This window comes from Catelliglobosispora koreensis DSM 44566, assembly GCF_000379685.1.
Taxonomy (GTDB): domain Bacteria; phylum Actinomycetota; class Actinomycetes; order Mycobacteriales; family Micromonosporaceae; genus Catelliglobosispora; species Catelliglobosispora koreensis.
This window is the reverse complement of the sequence record NZ_KB903293.1, coordinates 172251-185904: the sequence shown is the minus strand read 5'-3', so window position 1 is coordinate 185904 and position 13654 is coordinate 172251. Positions and strand designations below refer to the sequence as shown.

29 protein-coding genes are annotated in these 13654 nt (G+C 65.4%); all 29 read left to right on the top strand.

The annotated features are described in order from the left end of the window. Positions 1-6 precede the first annotated feature (6 nt). Complete coding sequence (locus tag A3E1_RS0137070) at positions 7-249, top strand: helix-turn-helix domain-containing protein (protein ID WP_020525894.1); 243 nt, start codon at positions 7-9, stop codon at positions 247-249. A 407-nt stretch (positions 250-656) separates the two neighbouring features. Then, positions 657-1043, top strand: coding sequence for a hypothetical protein (locus A3E1_RS0137060; protein WP_157631976.1), 387 nt, complete (start codon positions 657-659; stop codon positions 1041-1043). Then, positions 1040-1714, top strand: coding sequence for a sigma-70 family RNA polymerase sigma factor (locus A3E1_RS44070; protein WP_020525891.1), 675 nt, complete (start codon positions 1040-1042; stop codon positions 1712-1714). Before A3E1_RS0137060 ends, A3E1_RS44070 begins: the two co-directional genes overlap by 4 nt. Further along, entirely contained in the window at positions 1711-1893 is a 183-nt protein-coding gene (locus tag A3E1_RS0137050) for a hypothetical protein (protein WP_020525890.1), read from the top strand. The genes A3E1_RS44070 and A3E1_RS0137050 overlap by 4 nt, the downstream gene beginning before the upstream one ends. Before the next feature lie 103 nt (positions 1894-1996). Next, complete coding sequence (locus tag A3E1_RS0137040; protein WP_020525888.1) at positions 1997-2482, top strand: hypothetical protein; 486 nt, start codon at positions 1997-1999, stop codon at positions 2480-2482. Beyond that, positions 2482-2619, top strand: coding sequence for a hypothetical protein (locus A3E1_RS47610; protein ID WP_020525887.1), 138 nt, complete (start codon positions 2482-2484; stop codon positions 2617-2619). The genes A3E1_RS0137040 and A3E1_RS47610 overlap by 1 nt, the downstream gene beginning before the upstream one ends. Beyond that, positions 2616-3002, top strand: coding sequence for a DUF7736 domain-containing protein (locus tag A3E1_RS0137030; RefSeq protein WP_020525886.1), 387 nt, complete (start codon positions 2616-2618; stop codon positions 3000-3002). The genes A3E1_RS47610 and A3E1_RS0137030 overlap by 4 nt, the downstream gene beginning before the upstream one ends. Continuing rightward, entirely contained in the window at positions 2999-3322 is a 324-nt protein-coding gene (locus A3E1_RS0137025; RefSeq protein WP_020525885.1) for a hypothetical protein, read from the top strand. The genes A3E1_RS0137030 and A3E1_RS0137025 overlap by 4 nt, the downstream gene beginning before the upstream one ends. Next, positions 3319-3573, top strand: coding sequence for a hypothetical protein (locus A3E1_RS0137020; RefSeq protein WP_020525884.1), 255 nt, complete (start codon positions 3319-3321; stop codon positions 3571-3573). The genes A3E1_RS0137025 and A3E1_RS0137020 overlap by 4 nt, the downstream gene beginning before the upstream one ends. Then, positions 3558-4319, top strand: coding sequence for a hypothetical protein (locus A3E1_RS0137015; RefSeq protein ID WP_245571550.1), 762 nt, complete (start codon positions 3558-3560; stop codon positions 4317-4319). Before A3E1_RS0137020 ends, A3E1_RS0137015 begins: the two co-directional genes overlap by 16 nt. Next, complete coding sequence (locus A3E1_RS45505) at positions 4316-4810, top strand: DUF2493 domain-containing protein (RefSeq protein ID WP_020525882.1); 495 nt, start codon at positions 4316-4318, stop codon at positions 4808-4810. Before A3E1_RS0137015 ends, A3E1_RS45505 begins: the two co-directional genes overlap by 4 nt. Beyond that, complete coding sequence (locus A3E1_RS44060) at positions 4807-5262, top strand: HNH endonuclease (protein ID WP_157631975.1); 456 nt, start codon at positions 4807-4809, stop codon at positions 5260-5262. The genes A3E1_RS45505 and A3E1_RS44060 overlap by 4 nt, the downstream gene beginning before the upstream one ends. Then, complete coding sequence (locus tag A3E1_RS0137000) at positions 5259-5480, top strand: hypothetical protein (RefSeq protein ID WP_020525880.1); 222 nt, start codon at positions 5259-5261, stop codon at positions 5478-5480. Before A3E1_RS44060 ends, A3E1_RS0137000 begins: the two co-directional genes overlap by 4 nt. Next, positions 5480-5761 (top strand): hypothetical protein, encoded by a 282-nt coding sequence (locus A3E1_RS0136995; protein ID WP_020525879.1) that lies wholly within the window; start codon positions 5480-5482, stop codon positions 5759-5761. The genes A3E1_RS0137000 and A3E1_RS0136995 overlap by 1 nt, the downstream gene beginning before the upstream one ends. After that, positions 5758-6090 carry a helix-turn-helix domain-containing protein gene (locus tag A3E1_RS45500; RefSeq protein ID WP_020525878.1) on the top strand — a complete coding sequence of 111 codons (333 nt, stop codon included), beginning with the start codon at positions 5758-5760 and terminating at the stop codon, positions 6088-6090. Before A3E1_RS0136995 ends, A3E1_RS45500 begins: the two co-directional genes overlap by 4 nt. Then, the gene (locus A3E1_RS0136985) at positions 6087-6446 is read left to right on the top strand and encodes a hypothetical protein (RefSeq protein WP_020525877.1); all 360 of its coding nucleotides are present in this window, start codon (positions 6087-6089) and stop codon (positions 6444-6446) included. The genes A3E1_RS45500 and A3E1_RS0136985 overlap by 4 nt, the downstream gene beginning before the upstream one ends. After that, positions 6446-6781: a hypothetical protein gene (locus tag A3E1_RS0136980; protein WP_020525876.1), complete on the top strand. Its 336-nt coding sequence runs from the start codon at positions 6446-6448 to the stop codon at positions 6779-6781. The genes A3E1_RS0136985 and A3E1_RS0136980 overlap by 1 nt, the downstream gene beginning before the upstream one ends. Continuing rightward, positions 6778-7431 (top strand): DNA cytosine methyltransferase, encoded by a 654-nt coding sequence (locus A3E1_RS0136975; RefSeq protein ID WP_020525875.1) that lies wholly within the window; start codon positions 6778-6780, stop codon positions 7429-7431. Before A3E1_RS0136980 ends, A3E1_RS0136975 begins: the two co-directional genes overlap by 4 nt. Positions 7432-7474: 43 nt before the next feature. Then, complete coding sequence (locus A3E1_RS0136970) at positions 7475-8128, top strand: hypothetical protein (protein WP_020525874.1); 654 nt, start codon at positions 7475-7477, stop codon at positions 8126-8128. 202 nt (positions 8129-8330) lie between these two features. After that, positions 8331-8513, top strand: a complete 183-nt coding sequence (locus A3E1_RS0136960; RefSeq protein WP_020525872.1) for a hypothetical protein — start codon at positions 8331-8333, stop codon at positions 8511-8513. Next, entirely contained in the window at positions 8506-8802 is a 297-nt protein-coding gene (locus A3E1_RS0136955) for an SPFH domain-containing protein (protein WP_020525871.1), read from the top strand. The genes A3E1_RS0136960 and A3E1_RS0136955 overlap by 8 nt, the downstream gene beginning before the upstream one ends. Continuing rightward, positions 8799-8990, top strand: coding sequence for a hypothetical protein (locus tag A3E1_RS0136950; RefSeq protein WP_020525870.1), 192 nt, complete (start codon positions 8799-8801; stop codon positions 8988-8990). Before A3E1_RS0136955 ends, A3E1_RS0136950 begins: the two co-directional genes overlap by 4 nt. A 28-nt stretch (positions 8991-9018) precedes the next feature. After that, positions 9019-9489, top strand: coding sequence for a hypothetical protein (locus A3E1_RS44050; protein WP_020525869.1), 471 nt, complete (start codon positions 9019-9021; stop codon positions 9487-9489). A 52-nt stretch (positions 9490-9541) separates the two neighbouring features. Further along, a complete protein-coding gene (locus A3E1_RS0136940; protein ID WP_020525868.1) occupies positions 9542-9787 on the top strand; it encodes a hypothetical protein in 246 nt (81 codons plus the stop codon). Between the two features lie 67 nt (positions 9788-9854). Then, complete coding sequence (locus A3E1_RS0136935; RefSeq protein WP_157631974.1) at positions 9855-10388, top strand: PDDEXK family nuclease; 534 nt, start codon at positions 9855-9857, stop codon at positions 10386-10388. 80 nt (positions 10389-10468) lie between these two features. Beyond that, positions 10469-11131: a hypothetical protein gene (locus A3E1_RS45495; protein ID WP_157631973.1), complete on the top strand. Its 663-nt coding sequence runs from the start codon at positions 10469-10471 to the stop codon at positions 11129-11131. Further along, positions 11131-12723, top strand: coding sequence for an AAA family ATPase (locus tag A3E1_RS45490; protein ID WP_051105260.1), 1593 nt, complete (start codon positions 11131-11133; stop codon positions 12721-12723). Before A3E1_RS45495 ends, A3E1_RS45490 begins: the two co-directional genes overlap by 1 nt. After that, entirely contained in the window at positions 12720-12872 is a 153-nt protein-coding gene (locus A3E1_RS47605; RefSeq protein WP_020525865.1) for a hypothetical protein, read from the top strand. Before A3E1_RS45490 ends, A3E1_RS47605 begins: the two co-directional genes overlap by 4 nt. After that, positions 12872-13630: a M50 family metallopeptidase gene (locus A3E1_RS0136910; protein WP_020525864.1), complete on the top strand. Its 759-nt coding sequence runs from the start codon at positions 12872-12874 to the stop codon at positions 13628-13630. Before A3E1_RS47605 ends, A3E1_RS0136910 begins: the two co-directional genes overlap by 1 nt. Positions 13631-13654 lie beyond the last annotated feature (24 nt).

Here is a 13654-nt window from a genome sequence, read left to right as displayed (position 1 = left end):
TAGCTCATGACGAACGACTTGTCGGCCAGTGTAATCGCCTCGGTCGCAGCTGAGGTCCGGGCGGAGCTTGCACGTAAGCAGCTCTCCCAGGACAAGCTCGCGAGCCTGATCGGGTGTTCACGGCAATCACTCAGTAGGCGGCTTACTGGCGCAACTGCGTTCGATGTGGCCGAACTGGCCGTCGTTGCCGAGGCGCTCGACGTGCCGGTGGCCAAGTTCCTCCCCGCTGCGCCCGCGAATACCGCGTGACCTTCCCGCGTCGGCCTCACAGGCCGGTGCGAGTGGTGAGGCCAGCCAAGACCACCAAGAAATCCGGCGGCTGTCTGACCATCGCAATCCCCGTGATAGCGGCTCTGGCCGCAGCACTGATCGCGATCGCCAAGTGACAACTCCACATAAGAGCTCCGGGCGGGCGTGCGTTATCCAGCCTCTGCTGGCGAGATCCGCGCCCGTCTGAGAAAGCCGGCTCCACCGTGAACCCCCGCTCCGGTGGAGCCACACAGCTCCGGCCCAAAGTGCCGGAGGGCCGGGCCGAAGCGGATCCGAACCCCTTTCTGATCACACATGTCCGGCCCGGCCCCACAAGCACAAGCGAGACAAAGAAGTAGGGCTCCAGCGAGCGACCGCCAGGAGCCCTGAGACAGAGGGGTAAGCCAATGTCTACTGAAACTAACGCTACACCCGCCGAACCGATGCACATCACCGCGTCGGTGGCGACCCTCCTCGTCCTGGCCCACGAGAAGCACCTGCCCGAGCCAGTAGCGATGTCAGCCCGTAAGGGCAAGGACAGCTTCACCATCGACTTCGGCTCCATGTCAGCCATGAACGCGTGGGCTGAGGCGCTGGAGTTCGGCGAGTCCGCCGTCAACACCTACACCTATGCCGACGGTTCGGTTGTCTACTCGCGGTGGCAGGGTTGGAACGGCTGGCATTTGCGGCTGCGCTACGAAGAAGACGCCCCTTCGGTGGGCGAGGTTGGCGAAGCGCTCCTGTCGTCGCTTGAGGTCATGTCCCAGCGCCGCACGGCGGTGATGCTGCCATGAACCTCCCCAAGCAGCGGATGCGCGAACGCACCACCGCCGAACTAAGGGCTGCAATCGCAGCCACCGTCGAACGCGCCCAGAACGGCGACAAGGCCGCCATCGCAGACCTTTACGGCCGCTACGGCGACACGATCCTGCGCTACGCCTACTCCAAGACGTTCAACGAGGCGCTGGCCGAAGACCTCGCCTCCGAGGTATGGGTCAACGCCCTTCGCAGCCTTCATTCCTACAAGGATCAGGGCCGCGACATCGGCGCCTGGCTGATCACGATCGCCCGTAACCACATCACCGACTACTTCAAGTCGCACCGCACCCGCAAAGAGCTACTTGCCGCCGACATCCGGGAAGCAGCAGGAGACCGGGCCGACGACTATCACGGGCGGCAACCGGAGTCCGCATTGGACAGACTGGCCCACGCCGAGCTTCACGAGGCGATCCGGAGCCTGAACCCGCGCCAGCGCGAGGTGATCGTGTTGCGGTTCCTGTGCCAGCGGTCAATCGCTGAGACGGCCGCATTGATGGGCGACAAGCCAGATTCGATTAAGGCGCTTCAGTTCCGGGCCACGACCGCACTCGCCGAGCGCCTGGGTGCCGACCATGAGGCGCGCAAGCGGCCGCGCAAGACCGTGGAAGGCGACGTGTTCGCCGCTGACTTGGCGGTGACCCCATGACCCCGGTCCTTGTCGCCCTTGGCGTCGCTTTCCTGATCTTCTGCGCGGTCATTGCCGCGCGCACCTCACAGGTGGCGGCTGGCGAGAAGTGGGTGCTGGACAGGCGCACCAACACCGCCGCCGACGCCGAGGCCACAGATGTCAAGTACCGCAACGGAGTCAGTGGAGGTACGCAATGATCCTGCTCGCCCGTGTTGTCGCCTGGTTCCGCCGCCCGAAGGTGGACCCGGTTGACGCCTACGCGCACGCCGCTATCCAGGCGATCTGGGGCGGTAGCCCGTGGTGACCGTCGCTTCCTGCCTTGCCGCCGGTGCCGTCGTTGGCGGCCTGGCGGTGTGGGTGGCGGTCGGCTGGCGTATCGAGATCGCCGACTGGAAACTGCGTACCGCGCAAGCGGTACGGGACCAGGCCGACGAGATGCTCGCCACGGCTGAGTACGCGCAGGTTCGCGCTGACGCTTTGATGACGCCTACCGCGTTGCACGAGACGGTCAAACCCCCGGCGTGGGCACGTCTGGCCCGCTGGATCGACGCCCGCTTCGCACCGGCCGAGCAAACCCCTGACTGGAAACCGGGCGAGGTGCTGAACCTGCCGCCGTCCACGCTGGCCCCACCCTTGCCAGCGCGCACACGCGGCCTGGTTCATCCGTCGCGGCGGTCGTGGCCGCTCAAGCAGCGCCCAGCGTTTCCCACTCCGGCTGATGTCGCCGCACGCCTGCGCGCTCTGGCCGACCCGACTCTTTCTTACCGCGTGACAAGGAGCTTCTGATGGCTGACTTCATCCGCGATTGGGCGTGGCCTGGCTTTGGCCTGTTCGCCGCCGGACTCGCGCTCTACATCTTCGCGCCGGACATTTTGGCGTTCGTGTTTGACCGCAACGTCAAGGAAGACGAGGTGGCGAAGTGACCAAAACGTTCTCCCTCGGCGCGGTGCTTACCGTCACCACGGACATCATGCTGTGCCCATTCGACGACCTGCATGAGCTGATCGAGTTCATGGCAGGTGAACCGGTGTGGATACACCAGCTGACCCGTGTCGCCAATGAGGCCAAGCCTGAGCTGCTGCGCCAGCACCCCGATCTGGCTGACGTCACCGTTCCGGAGCTGAGTAGCTGGGCGGAGTGTGCCGCATTCCTGGCCACGCTCGCTGCGGTCTACGGCACCGAGCGTGAGGTCTCGCCGCTTAGCCGCGAGGACCACACAAGCGTGGACCCCCTGGCCGAGTTCGCGATGAACTTCCCTGGCGTGGAGGTCGTTCCGGTGGTGCTCGACGGTGAGGTGGCGCCGTGACCGCGCTCGACTTCGCTGTGGCCGCAGTGATCCTGGTGCCGATGTCGTTCGTCATCGCCGTCTGCGTCGATGAGATCCGCAAGGCGTACCGGCGTCATCGTGGCGAGAAGCGCGTAGACGCCCACGCCGCCAAGCGCAGGGCCAAGTTCCGCATCCGGCCGCCGTTCGCACAGTGGCGCACCTTCGAACACGAGCTGCCGGCTGACGCCTCGGCAAGTCAGATGCGTGAGGCGATCGGTCCGTCGTTTGGCCTCGGGTTCGAGGACGACACCGAAGACGACGACGAGGTCACTGCCACGCCCAAGGGGGAGTACCTGTGACCGGCTGCTTCCGCGCTACCCGCTACCGCGAAGGCGGCGGCGACCTCGAATGGAACTTCGACTACCCGCCCTACGGCACCACGCGGGTGTGGGACGAAACCGACCAGCCGTGGACAGCCGACCCGGAGACGGGCATCTGGACCGCTGACGGTGTAACCGATTCGGCCGAGCTGGAGTGGGAGCTGCTGCTCCAGGACCACGGCCCGCTGTACGACACCCCGCCAGGAGTCGTGCGATGGCAACCGAAATGAATCTGGCGGTCGCCGCGCAGTTGCGGGCGCCGTTCTTGGACAGCGAGATCGGCAAGCTGCCGCGCATCTGGTGCAAGCCTTGCCGCGACCGGGCATGCAAGGACGACCGCCACAGGATTGAGGTCTGCGGCAAGTGCGGCAACAAGATGACCTCTGCGCACCTGCACTTGGACTACGTGGGCCACGCAGAGGTCACCGACCGCCTGCTACAGGTCGACCCCGAGTGGCAGTGGGAGCCGGTGTCGTTCGACGCCAACGGCCAGCCCTTCGTCGACGGCCTGGGAGGCATGTGGATCCGCCTCACCGTCGCAGGGGTGTCCCGGCTCGGCTACGGCGATGCGGGCGGTAAGCGTGGCGCTGACGCCATCAAAGAGGCCATCGGTGACGCGATCCGCAACGCCGCTATGCGGTTCGGTGTCGGCCTGGACTTGTGGGGCGCCAAGTTCGACCCCCGCGCGGGCGAGGACGGCGACCTGGCTGACGTGATCGGTGCCGGGCTCACACCTACCCCGATCACCGACGAGCAGCAGAAGACGATCGCGCAGCTGTGGAAAGACCTCGGCTACGCCGACGACAGCCAATACGACACCCGCATGGCGATCGCGATGAAGATCCTGCGCATCTCGGGGCTGGAGTCCACAGCGGACCTCGCGGAGGCGGAGGCGAACACGCTCATCAAGGCGCTGCGTAAGCGGCTGGCTGAGGTCACCCGCGGCAAGGCGAAAGCTTCGGCGGTGACCGAATGATCGTCGCTTTCACTGGCTGGCGGGCATGGGACGACGCCCCGTTCATCCGCGCCGACATTGACGGATGGCTTGCCCGCGAAGCCCTGCGAGGCACCCGCGAGGTTCCGGTAACCGTCCGGGTGGGCGACTGCCCGACCGGCGCCGACCTCATCATCCGCGACTGGCTCTACGGCGTGGACGGCATCGCACTGGTCGTCTACGCCGCCGACTGGACCAACCTCGGCAAGGCCGCAGGGCCGCACCGCAACCGGCAGATGCTTGAAGGCCAGTCCGAATGGGACACCACCGCCGGCAAACCTGCCGATCTTCTGATCGGCTATCCGCAGCCTGGGATCGCCACGCCGTACAAGAACTCGGGCACGTGGAACTGCATCACGCAGGCCCACTACCGGGGCATTGAGGTGCGCCTTCCGGCGTACCGGCCGTCAGCTGAGGCTCTTCGTGAGAACGCCGATCCGCTGCTGCCGTTCGCTGTGGCAGGTGAGCGATGAGGCGTTCACCTATGGCGGCGATGTCTGCCAAGCGCCGTGCAGCTTTGGCCGCTACTGGTGTGGCATTCCCGTCCTCGACGTTGCTGTCCCGTAAGCCCGCGGCGAAGCGGGCGCGGGACACCGACCCGGATGCGGCCACAGTCAGCGCGGTGCTGGAGCGTGACGGCTATCAGTGCGTCGTCTGCGCCTGCGGACTGCTCGGCACCCGCGGGTTCGACTATTCGGTGCATCACCGCAAGTTGCGGTCGCAGGGCGGTGACAACCGTCTGTCCAATCTGATCTCCGTGTGTGGGCATGGGACTGCCGGGTGCCACGCGAACATCCACGGCGCTCCAGCGAAGGCGATGGAGGCGGGCTGGATCGTCTCCCGCGAACACGACCCGGCGCAAACGTTGATGGCGCACAGCCTTTACGGCCATGTCCTACTCGACAACAAAGGCGGTGTGGCGTGACACCCGGAGCTACGCACCTCGGACCCATCGTCGACTTCAACCTTCCCGCCGACGGTGACGCATGCCTGCGCATTAAGACCGGCGTTCCTGGCTGTCCCGTGGAGCGGGACGAGATCGGCGAGGGCGTAATTGTCGAGCGCAACAGCGCGGGCTCGGTCGTCGCTGTTGTCTTCCCGCGCGGCGTCGCGGGCATCGAGATCGACTCCTGGGAGGACTGATGAGCAACGTTCCGCTGTTCCCCAAGCCCGAGGCGCCCGGCAAGCCGAAGCTGTCGCGCTCGCTGGAGCGCCACCGTGCTTTCCGGGGCACCTATGCCAAGTACGCGCCCGTCAAGCGGGTCGCCTGCGACGAGTGCGTCAACGTCCTGCACGAGGCGAAAGGTGTTGGTGAGCCGCCACTTTCGGCCCGCCACTCCCGCAAGTCCAGTGCCGGAACTCTGCGCCTGTGCCACCCGCACAACGAGGCGTGGCGCGAGATCGATCAGGTAGGTAGGCGATGACCACCCCGCCCGAGTTAATGACTCCGACCGAGGTTGGCCGTCTGTTCAAAGTGGACCACCGAACGGTGTCCCGCTGGGCACGCAATGGCCGTATCGGCTCGGTGAAGACGCCGGGCGGTCATACGCGGCTGTTCCGGGCTGAGGTGATGGCCCTGCTTGAGGCTGAGCCGCTCAACGATATTGAGGCGACTGGTCATTGCTGCTGTGCGGGCTGTATCGGCATGGGCCCGTGCGATGACGACCTCGGCAAGTCCGATCCGGACGATCGCGACAGCGACTTTTGCAGCTTCTGCTGGAGCGCTGACTGTGTTGGGGGGTGCTACGGATGAGCTTGTCTGATCAGGACCGGCGACTGCTGCGCAAGGTGTTCGCCTGGTCCCGGGAGAACGGCTGGCGGCGCGACAAGCCGCAGAACCGCTACAGCGAAGACCGGCTCTACGACCTTTACTGCTGGCAGCTCGATTCCCACATCAACGGCTGGGTCACGTTCTGCGTGGACATTGAGCCGGAAGGCGATGCCGAGATGGATGGCGTCGTTTTCAGCTGCCGATTCAGGGGTTGGGTTCGGTCGGTGCGTGAGGCCGTGGACGTTCTCGCGGCGTCACGGATTCTGCCCGTTGAGCTGTCGTCGGTGTACGTGGCGGGCTACGGGCAGGGCCGAGACGACGAAGCGGCGGGTGTGTGATGTCTCTGCCAGCCCATCTCCGCAAGCGCGCCAAGGCGAAGTCACCGTTCGACGGCGCCGCCCTCGGCGTCTACCGGGGGCCTGAGCGTCTCACTGAGGCACCGAAGGTGACGACCTACCGCCGGTCGATCCTGCAAGCCATCGCCGACGGTGAAGTCAAGGCCGGGCAGGGCCAGTACACGAACGCGTGGCGGTGGCACAGCGACAAGTCGAAGCAGTCCACGACGATCACGAAGTCGGTCGTGCAGTTCATTCGCTGCGGCTGGGCCCGGGTTGTCGGCTCGCATGTGGAGCTCACGCCTGCCGGGCGGTCCGCTTTGGAGAGTGCGGCGTGAGTAAGCCCAAACTCCTGGACCTGTTCGCCGGTGCCGGTGGTGCCGGTGAGGGTTACGCCCGTGCCGGGTTCGACGTGACCGGCGTGGACATCAACCCGATGCCCCGCAACCCGCACAGGTTCATTCAGGCCAACGCGATGGACGTGCTGCGTGACTGGGACTTCCTTGGCCAGTTCGACGCCATCCACGCCAGCCCGCCATGCCAGGCCTGGACGCCCCTTGGCGCCCTGCACCCGGACAAGACCTACCCGGAGCTGATCGAACCGGTCCGCCAGGCCCTGTTCAACCGCGGTATCCCGTGGGTCATCGAGAACGTCATGACCGCACCTCTGGTCAAGGAGAACTCGATCGTCCTGTGCGCGAACACGTTCGGGCTGCGCACCTACCGGCACCGCCGCTTCGAGTCACACCTGAACCTGACCGCGCCACCGCACCTGCCGCACACCACCCGCACCGCCACCAGGCAGCGACGTGAGCGGTGGGCCGAGGGCTGGCACATCTCCATCACCGGCGACGTCGGCACGTACTGCGGGCCCGAGGCGATGGGCATCGACTGGATGGACGGCAACGAACTGTGCCAGGCGATCCCGCCAGCTTTCACCGAGCACATAGGCAGGCAGCTGCTCGCGCGTTTGGCGGTGCCCGCGTGATCCGTCCGTTGTGGACTCAACACCAACCAGACAAGGACAACTGATGAGCTTGACTGAACAAGAAGCGGCGGATCTCCGCGACATCGCAATGCGTGTCCGCTCACGCCACCGCGAAGAGGGTGGTGACGTTGGCGCTCATACCGTCGCGCTCGCTGTGGCCAAGCTGCTCGACGAGAACGAGCGGCTGACCCGGCATGTCGTCAGCAAAGACGACTGGAACCGGCTCCGCGCTGAACGCGACCTGATCGAGCAGCAGCGCGACAAGCTTTACGACGCGGTCCACCGGCTAATCACCGCCACGACAGCAGTTGAGGCGGCAAGGTCTGAAGCTGGCCGGATCATGCGTGTCGTCAACGGCATCGAGCCCGATGCGACCGCGAACTCCCAGGACTGGGAGAAAGTGGGAGCAAGCTGGGAGCAGCCGTCTCAGGCTGTGGTGTCTGAGGCTGTCGCCCACGCTGTCACCGGCGACGACGAGCCGACCGTCTGGGAGCAGCATCCGGCGTTCATGGTGCTGTACGGGCTTTACAAGTACCTCGAATGTCCCGGCACGGTTGACGGCTCTGACCCGGAGGACCGGGCGTGCGTCGCGTCGGCGAGCGTCAAGGCGCTGATGGATGCAGGCATCCTCACTGTGGCCGAGTCCACGGCGGACGGTCCGGAGCAGACAGACGAGGCGGCGGTGATGCCGTCATGAGCATCACGACCATTCACGACCTGTTCTGCGACGGCGACGAGTGCCTCAGTATGTTCCCGTTCGAAGTCACCACAGACAAGACGCCCGGCGATGTCCGGCGTCGCGCAAAGCGGTGCGGATGGGATCGCGTGGACGGCAGAGATCGCTGTTCTGCGTGCGTTCGCCGCGCCTCTTCGGTGTCAGCACAGGCGGAGGCGCAGTGATGGGAACGGCATTCCTTTGCGGCTGTGGCCACTCGTGGAGCCTGCACGACATCGAGGAGTACCCCGGCGACGGCAGCGACCTCTGCTGCGTCACGGACTGCGACCAGATCGGCTGTCCGGGCCGCGAACGGCGGCAAAAGCCTGCCGCGCCAGCACAGGCGGAGGCGGGGAGCAATGGCTGACGCATCCGGCGCTATCGACACGATGATGTCCGCCATCCTCGCCGCTCGAGCTGAAGCCGAGCGGCTCGGCATTCCTGTGCTCGACGACCGCATCCTCATGGCCTACCACCGCGCCGCCGCGCCGGTCCTGCTCGCCGCCGAACGCGAACGGATCGCCCAGCAGATCCTCAGAGCCGCGTCGACCCTTCCCGCCGATGCGCTATCTGCTCGCGGTCATGCGGAATGGGCCGCCGAGATTGCCCGTGGGTCTGTTGCCGGGAAGCCAGATACCCAAGGAGGCCACCCGTGAGCCGCAAACGATTCATGCACTGGCTTTGGGACGGCACACCCGACTGGCTGCCCGGCTGGCTCCGCGACACCGCCGCACGGATCGCGTGCCTGATCTGCGGCCACGAAGCCATCGCCGACCAGTGCTGCAATCCCGAGCACGACTTCTGCGCCTGGTGCCAGAAATCCATGCCACACCAGGCCAGCTAACCGTCCACACCAGAGGAAGGCACCACCAATGGGCACCAGCACTGACGGAATCCTCGCCTACGGCTACGACATCAAGACGCCGGGCGAAGGCATGAACTTCCGGGGCTTACACGATGACGACGTACCGGCCTGGCTCATGGAGGACTCAGAAGACGAGGACAGCGGCTGGCACGACTTCGGGGAAGCCGCGACGGCACGCCTCCTCGCCGCTAACGGCTTCACCGAGACCTGGGAAACCCGCACCGGGGACGGATACCACGCCCGCGAGGACGAAGCCAAGAAGGCGCTCGGTGTCGAAATCGTCAGCCACTGCTCCGGCGAATACCCCATGTTCATCCTCGCCGCCAAGTCGCAGTCAGCTTCTCGCGGCTATCCCGAACCAGCCGATCTGGCCGTGCCGGGCAACGCCGACGAGCGGCTCGCCTGGGCGCTTGAAGTGCTTGGCATCAAACCGGACGCCGACAAGCCGCAGTGGCTTCTAGCGAGCTACTGGGGCTAGCCCCTTGCTGTTCGGGGGCGGCAGACAAGACACAACAACAGCGAGGAGAACCATGACCACCGAACGAACACGCGAGGAAAGACAGGCCATCGAGATCTATGCCGTAGCCCTCGCCGACAGCGCTATCGAGTCCGTCGCCGAGGACGACCTTAACGAGGACGGCCACATCGCAGATCACCTTCACGACGAGGCCTGCCATTTGGCGATCGATATCGGGCACGGACTGGCGATGTGGCCGGCAGTCGCTCTCGATCTGGCTCAGCGGTACCGCGAAGAGAAAGCCAAGCAGCAGGTCTAGGCCCATCCCCGGCCCGCCTGGGTGACTGGGCGGGCCAACAACAACGACAACGAAAGGCAAGGCACGCGTGACAATCCAGGCGATCCCCATGCGCTACAAGGGCGAGCAAATGCGCTCGACCCTCGAAGCCGACTGGGCCGCAACGCTCGACCACTACCAGATCGCCTGGGAATACGAGCCACTCGCCCTCAACATGGACGACGGCATCAAATATCTGCCCGACTTCCACCTGCCACACCAGCGCGTGTGGGCGGAAGTCAAAGGCCCCAGCGACGACAACATTGGCAAGGCGATCGAGTTCCAGAAACTCCTCGAGCGCACCGACGCGCACAAGTGGGACTTCGAACAGCAACTCGTCGTCATCCTGCGCCCATCACGCGGCGGCATGGCCGTCTGGGAGGGCACTGCCTACGCCCAAGACATTGTGGTCATCCGCTGCGCCAACTGCGACCGCTTCGCGTTCATGGACTACGCGGCCACCTGGAAGTGCCGCTTCTGCCACATGGATGGCAAGCAAATCTTCAACCACCCGGGCGACATCTTCCGAAACGGGGATCTCGAGTTCCACCGGGCACCGCGGCAGCACCGGAGGGCCGCCTGATGTGGTTCAAGGTAGACGACTCGTTTCACTCCCACCCCAAAGCGCTAGAGGCGTCCCTGGCGGCACTCGGGCTATGGACATTGGCGGGCTCCTGGTCTGGCAAGCATCGAAAAGATGGCTTTGTTTCCGACCAGGCGGTCAACCAGATGTCACGCGGCGCGAGCGAGCTTGCGGGCGAGTTAGTGGCGGCCGGGCTGTGGAAGCGGACGAAGGGCGGGTACCGGTTCCACCAGTGGGACCAGCGAAATCCGACGGCATCGGATGCCGATCGCATAGCCGATCGCAAAGCCTCCGGTGGAGCGCTCGGAAATCACCTTCGCTGGCACAAGAAAAAGGGCAAGCAAAACCCGGAATGCCAGTTCTGCCAGGAGAAACAAGCATCGGATGACCGATCGGATAAGGGATCGGATACCGATCGCAAGTCCGATCGCACTCCGAATCCAGACCCGACCCGACCCGAAGGGAGTACTACGTACTCCAATAACGCGGGGTTCGCTGAAATCTGGGCGGCCCTCCCGCGCCGAAGAGGCGACTCGAGACACAAGACCGAACTCGCCTACAACGCAGCCATCAAACGCGGCGTCACCCATGCAGAGATCCTCGCCCACGCCACCGCCTACGCGGCCGACCGTCGCGGCAAAGACCCACAGTTCACCAAAGGCGGCGAAGCCTGGTTCAACCTGCGCCCCTGGGAGAACGGCGAACCTGAACAACCGGCCCGGCGCTCCCTGTGGGACAACTGATGGACGTCCTCCGCGAGCTCGTGCTCCCCAAACTCGAAGGGGTCAAGAAGTCCGGTGCCGGGTTCATGGCACGCTGTCCCGCCCACGAAGACCGGGCACCAAGTCTGTCCGTATCCACGGGCACCTCACACCCAGTCATCTTCAAATGCCAGGCAGGATGCGACACCAAGTCCATTCTCGACGCGCTCAGCCTCACCTGGGCCGACCTGTGCAAGCCGCGTGAACAACGCTCGAGCGACGACTGGACACCGGCTGGGCCAGCCGTAGCCATCTACGACTACCGCGACGAGCAAGGCGAACTGCTGTTCCAGGTCTGCCGCACCGCCAAGAAAGACTTCCGGCAGCGGCGGCCAGACCCATCAGCAGCAGGCAAGTGGATCTGGAAGACGTCCGACATCCGCAAGGTGATCTACCGCCTGCCAAAGGTGATCCAGGCCGTCGCCGAATGCCGCGAGATCTACATCGTCGAGGGCGAGAAAGACGTCCACACCCTCGAGGCACAAGGACTCGTCGCCACCTGCAACCCCGGCGGCGCGGGCAAATGGCTGCCCGAGTACAGCGAGTTCCTCCGCGATGCGGTCGTCATCATCTGGGCCGACAACGACAGACCAGGACAGGCACACGCACGCCAAGTCCGCGACGCCCTCGCCGGAATCGCCGCGGCCATCACCATCGCCGAAACGGCGGCAGGCAAAGACGCCACCGACCACTTCACCGCCGGGCACACCCTCGACGACCTGCTCATCACCTGGACATCCGAACAACCATCCAAACCCGAACTCGCCACCGACCTGTGGCAGTTCCTCGACGCCGCCGACGCACCGCACGACTGGGTCATCCCCGGCCTACTCGAGCGCGGCGACCGGCTCATCCTCACCGGCTTCGAAGGGCTCGGAAAATCCATGCTCGTCCGCCAGCTTGCCGTCGCCGCGGCGGCCGGGCTCGACCCGTTCAACACCGGCTACAGCAACCGCTACCCGGCCCGCACCGTCCTGTTCATCGACTGCGAAAACAGCCAAGTCCAATCCCGGCGCAAACTGCGGCCCATCGCCATGGTCACCAAATACCTGGACAGCGAAGTCCCCACCGGCCACATGCGACTCATCCACCGGCCCGAAGGACTCGACCTCACCACACCCGAAGACGCCGCCTGGCTCCTCGAGCGCGTCACCGCCCACCGGCCCGACATCCTCGTCATCGGCCCGTTCTACCGCCTGCATGCCGGCAACATGAACGACGAACAGTTCGCCCGCCGCACCGTCGCCGTCCTCGACGCCGCACGCGCTGTCAGCAACTGCGCCCTGATCACCGAAGCCCACGCCGGGCACGGTGAGGCAGGCAAATCCCGGTCCGTGCGGCCAACCGGCTCGAGCCTCCTTTTGCGCTGGCCCGAGTTCGGCTACGGCCTCGCACCGGGCGCGTTCGCCGAACCAGACGAGCGCGGCAACTTCCGCCACGTCGACGTCCTGCCCTGGCGCGGGCCACGCGACGAACGCAACTGGCCCCAGCACCTCGAGTACGGGCCACCAAACCACTTCCCATGGCAGGTGTGGAACGCACCGCGGCCAGCCAAGAAGGGAGACAAGACGTGATCACCGACTGCGAGGTCTGGTTGCGCCGCGACTACCTGCTGCGCCACGGGATCACCCCCGACGAACCGGAGTGCGGCTGCGAAGACTGCCCTACTCCTGCCGATGTGACTGCCACCGAACAACGCCGACTAGGCGAAGGAGACCACTGATGAGCATTCTGATCATTGTCGCGACGCTGCTTACCGTCGTGATAGTCCACGAGGCCGCGCACGCGCTCGCCATGCGCAGACTCGGCGTCCACATCGAAGAAGCAGGCATCGGGCTACCCATCCCGCCCGTCCTGCGCATCAACACCTGGTGGGGCTGGCGACTCAGCCTCAGCCCATGGCTCGTCGGCGCATACGTCTCAGCCACCAAAAAGGACACCGAATACCTCGACCAGCTGCCTTACCGCCAGCGTGCTTGGTACCTCAACGCCGGCATCGTGGCCAATCTGCTCCTCGGGTTCGCCGCAGTCGCCGCACACGGGCTCATCAACGGCTACTGGCCACTCGTGCTCGCCTCTGCTGGATTCGGCATCGGCGTCTGGATCAGTCGCCACCAACTCGCCGCCTACGTGATCCCCTTCGCCGCGATACCTGCACTCGCCTCCGTTGTGGCTGGGCTCGTGCTGTCTTGGACTCAAGGCAAGACCGGTATGGGCTTCGCGGACTTCGGCGACATCGCGCCCGCCACCGCAGCGGGCATTCCGTCATTCGTCGCGCTGATCTCGTTCGCTGTCGCATGGCTCAACATGCTGCCCCTGTTCGGATTGGACAACGGCCGCGTCATCGAAGCCGCACTTGCCGGGCGCCTGCCCAAGCGAGTGATGTCCGCCTATCGCGGCATCGGTATCGGCCTGGTCTTGCTGTCGATCGTTGGCGCGGTCGCATCAGACCTGTGGGCGATCGTGACGGCCGCGCTGTGATCACGCTGCTTGTTCCGGTTGGGG

What these genes read in the sequence shown, in the direction of transcription:
- A3E1_RS0137070 (WP_020525894.1), top strand. Translation starts at nt 7, where the DNA reads ATGACGAACGACTTGTCGGCCAGTGTAATCGCCTCGGTCGCAGCTGAG.
- A3E1_RS0137060 (WP_157631976.1), top strand. Translation starts at nt 657, where the DNA reads ATGTCTACTGAAACTAACGCTACACCCGCCGAACCGATGCACATCACC.
- A3E1_RS44070 (WP_020525891.1), top strand. Translation starts at nt 1,040, where the DNA reads ATGAACCTCCCCAAGCAGCGGATGCGCGAACGCACCACCGCCGAACTA.
- A3E1_RS0137050 (WP_020525890.1), top strand. Translation starts at nt 1,711, where the DNA reads ATGACCCCGGTCCTTGTCGCCCTTGGCGTCGCTTTCCTGATCTTCTGC.
- A3E1_RS47610 (WP_020525887.1), top strand. Translation starts at nt 2,482, where the DNA reads ATGGCTGACTTCATCCGCGATTGGGCGTGGCCTGGCTTTGGCCTGTTC.
- A3E1_RS0137015 (WP_245571550.1), top strand. Translation starts at nt 3,558, where the DNA reads ATGGCAACCGAAATGAATCTGGCGGTCGCCGCGCAGTTGCGGGCGCCG.
- A3E1_RS45505 (WP_020525882.1), top strand. Translation starts at nt 4,316, where the DNA reads ATGATCGTCGCTTTCACTGGCTGGCGGGCATGGGACGACGCCCCGTTC.
- A3E1_RS44060 (WP_157631975.1), top strand. Translation starts at nt 4,807, where the DNA reads ATGAGGCGTTCACCTATGGCGGCGATGTCTGCCAAGCGCCGTGCAGCT.
- A3E1_RS0136995 (WP_020525879.1), top strand. Translation starts at nt 5,480, where the DNA reads ATGAGCAACGTTCCGCTGTTCCCCAAGCCCGAGGCGCCCGGCAAGCCG.
- A3E1_RS45500 (WP_020525878.1), top strand. Translation starts at nt 5,758, where the DNA reads ATGACCACCCCGCCCGAGTTAATGACTCCGACCGAGGTTGGCCGTCTG.
- A3E1_RS0136985 (WP_020525877.1), top strand. Translation starts at nt 6,087, where the DNA reads ATGAGCTTGTCTGATCAGGACCGGCGACTGCTGCGCAAGGTGTTCGCC.
- A3E1_RS0136980 (WP_020525876.1), top strand. Translation starts at nt 6,446, where the DNA reads ATGTCTCTGCCAGCCCATCTCCGCAAGCGCGCCAAGGCGAAGTCACCG.
- A3E1_RS0136970 (WP_020525874.1), top strand. Translation starts at nt 7,475, where the DNA reads ATGAGCTTGACTGAACAAGAAGCGGCGGATCTCCGCGACATCGCAATG.
- A3E1_RS0136960 (WP_020525872.1), top strand. Translation starts at nt 8,331, where the DNA reads ATGGGAACGGCATTCCTTTGCGGCTGTGGCCACTCGTGGAGCCTGCAC.
- A3E1_RS0136955 (WP_020525871.1), top strand. Translation starts at nt 8,506, where the DNA reads ATGGCTGACGCATCCGGCGCTATCGACACGATGATGTCCGCCATCCTC.
- A3E1_RS44050 (WP_020525869.1), top strand. Translation starts at nt 9,019, where the DNA reads ATGGGCACCAGCACTGACGGAATCCTCGCCTACGGCTACGACATCAAG.
- A3E1_RS0136940 (WP_020525868.1), top strand. Translation starts at nt 9,542, where the DNA reads ATGACCACCGAACGAACACGCGAGGAAAGACAGGCCATCGAGATCTAT.
- A3E1_RS45490 (WP_051105260.1), top strand. Translation starts at nt 11,131, where the DNA reads ATGGACGTCCTCCGCGAGCTCGTGCTCCCCAAACTCGAAGGGGTCAAG.
- A3E1_RS0136910 (WP_020525864.1), top strand. Translation starts at nt 12,872, where the DNA reads ATGAGCATTCTGATCATTGTCGCGACGCTGCTTACCGTCGTGATAGTC.